Origin of the sequence: Gluconobacter kondonii, assembly GCF_002723995.1 — a bacterium.
Lineage (GTDB): Bacteria > Pseudomonadota > Alphaproteobacteria > Acetobacterales > Acetobacteraceae > Gluconobacter > Gluconobacter kondonii.
Map to the genome: position 1 here is coordinate 1 of NZ_BEWP01000043.1, position 4,378 is coordinate 4,378.

Consider the following 4,378-nt stretch of genomic DNA (forward strand, 5'->3'; position numbering starts at 1 on the left):
GTGTGATCCGAAAGACAACTTGCGACTGTTAACGCCTCTTTGCGGACATTCGGCTCGGAAAATTCAGCTTCTAACAGCTGCCACCGTGTGCGAAAAAAAATTACCCGTCTGTTGATCGGGTTAATTCCTCCCAATCCTCAATTTCTCTTTCCATGCGAGAGAGACGGTCACGAACCAGGCGTAGAGCATCGCTTCCCAAAAGAAGTTGAGATGGAGGCGTGTCCGACGCAACGAGCTCAAGCACTGCTGCAGCAAGTTTCGCCGGATCACCCAACTGCTTACCGTCCTTCTCGTGGCGAGCGGCCCGGATCGGATCGAACAGAGCATTATAGTCTGTAATTGAGCGCTCGGTCCTGACCATTGAACGCCCGGCCCAGTCCGTGCGGAATGATCCAGGGCATAGCGCGGTGACATGAACCCCAAAAGGCGCCATTTCCGCGCGCATGACCTCCGAAATGCCCTGCAAAGCGAATTTGCTGCCACAGTAATACGATATACCCGGCATGGTGATCAGACCACCCATTGATGTCACGTTCACAATAAACCCACTGCGGCGTTCGCGAAAACGCGGCAGAAAGGCTTTGGCAATCGCAACAGCTCCGAAGACATTGACGTCGAACTGGCGGCGCATTTCTTCGAGAGGAGATTCCTCCAGAACCCCTTCATGCCCATAACCGGCATTGTTGATGAGTACGTCGACTGGACCATGGTCTTCTTCTGCCTGTGCGACGATGGCGGGGATACGGTCGAACTCAGTGACGTCACACAGGACCACGCGAACATCCGGTAGTCGCTCCCTTAAGGACACTCTTGCGGTTTGCGACCGGACCGTACCAATCACCCGATGACCGGCCTCAAGGGCAGCCTGGGCAATGGCTAACCCAAATCCCGAGTTGGCACCCGTGATAAAGAAGGTTTTTTGTAGCATGGCTCTGCTCGACTGGATTTCGTTCATGCCTTGACCAATAATAGCGTATCATTCTGCGCTATACTGCGATTTCTCTAATATCCTTGCCTGATCCTATGAATTATCAACCAGATACCTCTTCGCTCCTCGCACTGGCCGCGGAACTCGCCCCGCGATCTGGCTACAACGCTACGTCTTTGCCGAGTGTCCGTATCCTGCGTTCCGAGACTGTCCTCAAAGATGTGCCGGTCCTTTATCGCCCAGGCGCGGTTTTCGTACTGCAGGGCTCCAAGCAGGGTTTCCTTAATGGCGAGATCTACCGATATGATGCCGAGCATTATCTTGCCGTTTCGGTCCCTGTGCCTTTCCGGATGGCTTCGCAGGCCAGCCCTGATCAGCCTCTGCTCGCCATTTACTTCGATTTTGACCTGCATCTTGCTGCTGAAATAGCGACCACACTGAATGGACAAGCCGGTCATGACGAAAGAATGCAGGCGCGAAGTCTGATTTCAAGTCGAATGGCACCCACCATGACGGATGTACTCCAACGCCTGCTCCATGCTCTCCACCACCCACAGGAACTCGCTATTCTCGGCCCGGGGCTATTGCGTGAATTGCATTACCGCATCCTGGTCGGGCCACAAGGCGGATCGCTGATGGCAGCGTTGCGTCGTAATGGCACGACAGACAGGATCGTGCAGAGTCTGACGCTGATCCGCGAACGCTACAAAGAAGGGCTATCGGTTTCGGAACTCGCTGTAACAGCTGGTATGAGCGTTCCGTCATATCACGTCGGCTTTAAGTCCCTCACCGGGAACACCCCGATCCAATATCTCAAAGCGCTGCGGCTGCACGAAGCAAGACTGATGATCGCACGACGTCAGGGAACACTTGCAACGATCGCCTCAGAAGTCGGCTATGCCAGTCCTGCCCAGTTCAGCCGGGATTTCAAACGCCATTTTCATCGCACCCCAAGCGAGGAGGCCAAATGGATGCGAGAACATCTAGGTGAGCCACCACAGGCTTGACGCGAGAACCTCGCGCCCGGCAATGACCGATTGTTTAGTGGATAGTCTGGATACGCCTCATCTCGGACATCTTAACAGTCAATTACTCAGCGTTTAGCCGCCATTAGGGTATAACAATCTCGCTGCCAGTTTTCACTCTATCCAAAGCAATGAGTGAACGATAACTGGATACAAAATCATTTTGAGCGAATATACGACGCGTTATTTGTTCATAAGATTTCACATCAGAGGTTACAATAATCAATACAAAGCTGATCCCTCCTGTGACATAGTAACACTGCTGAACTTCAGGTGTCGATTTGAATACGTTTTTCGCTGAATCAACAGTTTCTATGCGTTCATCTTTTAAGTGAACTTCAACGATAGAGGTAATGTTCATATCAACAGCATGCACATTCAGAAGAGCCGAATTTTTCTTGATAATGCCGCTCTTCTCCATAGCGGCAATACGTCTCTGCACAGCAGCCGCTGACAGATGAACATTTTCTGCAATGCGCCGTTGTGGTGTTTTGTTGTCTTTTTGAATAATGCGCAGAATTGCTCTGTCAAATTCATCCAACTGCTTCACGGTGGTCTTTTTTCTCATAAGCGAGTTTTTGTTGCATTTTTAAGGCGAATCAAGAGCACAAAAATCAATTCCTCGATGATACGTCTCTCTTTAAGGGGAGAACATCGTGCTCCATACGGAAACAGAAAATCGTTCTAAGACAAGATATAATATCTCATTGGGCACGTTATGCGGTGTTGGTGCAGGTGCTTTGTGGGGCTTGGTATTTCTTGCGCCTGAAGTGGTGCGTGATTTTACTCCTCTTCAACTGGCTATTGGGCGCTTCCTGGCCTACGGGATCATTTCCTTTTTTGTCATTATGCCTCGCTGGCTAGTATTGAAATCAGGCCTCAAAAAACAGGATTGGCGCGCCCTCTTTTGGCTCTCTTTATTTGGAAATACTTTATATTATATTCTGCTGTCCAAGGCAGTGCAAAGTGGCGGCATAGCATTAACGTCTCTGGTAATAGGTTTCCTTCCTGTAGCTGTAACGATTATTGGAAGCAGAGACAAAGGGGCTGTCTCCTTAACATCGCTTTCGCCATCTCTTCTTTTGTGCGGTGCAGGTGCACTCTGCATTGGTTGGCAAGCTCTTAAAGCACCTGAAGCGACGCACCAAACAAGTATGGGGTTCTTATGGGCGATTACCGCACTTTTGTCGTGGACAGCTTATGCTGTTGGAAACAGCCGCAGTCTCGTGCGTCTAAGCACAGTTTCAGTCCATGACTGGAATCTTCTGATGGGTCTTGTCACCGGAGCTCAAGCCGCCTGTCTTGTCCCCATCGCGCTACTCAGTGGTCACTTGGATCACGACCTTATGTCGTGGAGTTGTTTCGTTGGGGTCTCTACGGCAGTCGCAATTATTGCTTCTTTCTTGGGTAATGCTTTGTGGAACAAGATGAGCCGCCTTCTTCCTTTAACTATGACTGGGCAGATGATTCTTTTCGAGACGCTCTTTGCTCTCATCTACGGGTTTCTGTGGGAAGGTCGGTGGCCTCGCCCCATCGAGGTCGCTGCATTTACGCTCATTGTTTGTAGTGTAATGACATGCGTATCAGCTCATCGAAAACATCATCGCACGTTCAGTAACGCTGCGATGCAATCATCCCGGAACGGAGTATAAAATCGTGGCATCTATTTCGTTCGAAGAGTTCATGAATATAGATATTCGTGTGGGCACAATCATGGAAGTTAATCCATTCCCAGAGGCACGAAAACCAGCGTGGAAGCTGAAAATCGATTTTGGAGTTGAGTTCGGAGTAAAAAAAATCAAGCGCTCAAATTACAGGTTTATATAAATCTGATGATCTATTGGGTCGGCAAGTTACATGTGTCGTGAATCTCGCACCTCGACAAATTGGACCTTTTGTCTCGGAGGTCTTAACGCTTGGATTTCTTGATATCACAAAAAACGTCGTTCTGGTTGAACCTGAACGACAAGTCCCAAACGGTAGTCGGTTATTTTGACCGACAAGGCTTATTTGAAGTATCCGATAGATCCGAAGCGGACCAGCCGCTTTTCGTCCGGTTCTGATTGAGGGAATGGCGCTATGAAACAGGCGGGATTTTTTGACGTTGAAGAGCGGCTTGCCCGGTTGAGCGGACTTGGTGACCAGCTCGAAGCGTTTTCCCGGACTGTGGATTTTGAAGTGTTCCGCCCGGAACTGGAGAAGGCTCTGGCCTATTCAGATGGGAGTAAAGGCGGTCGACCGCCATTTGATCCAGTGTTGATGTTCAAAATCCTGGTGATCCAGACGCTGAACAATCTGTCCGATGAACGGACGGAGTATCTGATCAACGATCGCCTGTCGTTCATGCGCTTCCCTGGCCTGGGGCTTTCAGATCGTGTTCCTGATGCCAAAACACTCTGGCTGTTCCGTGAACGCCTGACCCAGG

The 4,378-nt window shown here is 50.0% G+C and carries 6 protein-coding genes; 4 read left to right on the forward strand and 2 right to left on the reverse strand.

Going from position 1 to position 4,378, the window contains the following annotated elements; genetic code table 11:
* Positions 1–100: 100 nt before the first annotated feature.
* Entirely contained in the window at positions 101–955 is an 855-nt protein-coding gene (locus tag GKO01_RS15475) for an oxidoreductase (protein WP_244901518.1), read from the reverse strand.
* 68 nt (positions 956–1,023) lie between these two features.
* On the opposite strand from GKO01_RS15475, the gene GKO01_RS15480 reads away from it, so the two are divergent.
* Positions 1,024–1,935 (forward strand): AraC family transcriptional regulator, encoded by a 912-nt coding sequence (locus GKO01_RS15480; protein ID WP_099287771.1) that lies wholly within the window; start codon positions 1,024–1,026, stop codon positions 1,933–1,935.
* A 103-nt stretch (positions 1,936–2,038) separates the two neighbouring features.
* Here GKO01_RS15480 and GKO01_RS15485 read toward each other — a convergent pair whose 3' ends face one another.
* Positions 2,039–2,503, reverse strand: a complete 465-nt coding sequence (locus GKO01_RS15485) for an Lrp/AsnC family transcriptional regulator (RefSeq protein WP_244901519.1) — start codon at positions 2,501–2,503, stop codon at positions 2,039–2,041.
* A gap of 106 nt (positions 2,504–2,609) precedes the next feature.
* Here GKO01_RS15485 and GKO01_RS15490 point away from each other — a divergent pair, with 106 nt between their 5' ends.
* From GKO01_RS15490 to GKO01_RS15500, 3 genes are all read left to right on the forward strand, one after another.
* On the forward strand, positions 2,610–3,605 hold the full coding sequence (locus tag GKO01_RS15490; protein WP_244901520.1) for a DMT family transporter: 996 nt from the start codon (positions 2,610–2,612) through the stop codon (positions 3,603–3,605).
* Between the two features lie 212 nt (positions 3,606–3,817).
* Positions 3,818–3,949: a hypothetical protein gene (locus GKO01_RS16660; protein WP_456303737.1), complete on the forward strand. Its 132-nt coding sequence runs from the start codon at positions 3,818–3,820 to the stop codon at positions 3,947–3,949.
* 83 nt (positions 3,950–4,032) lie between these two features.
* On the forward strand, positions 4,033–4,378 hold a 346-nt coding region (locus GKO01_RS15500), incomplete at its 3' end, for a transposase (RefSeq protein WP_145994806.1).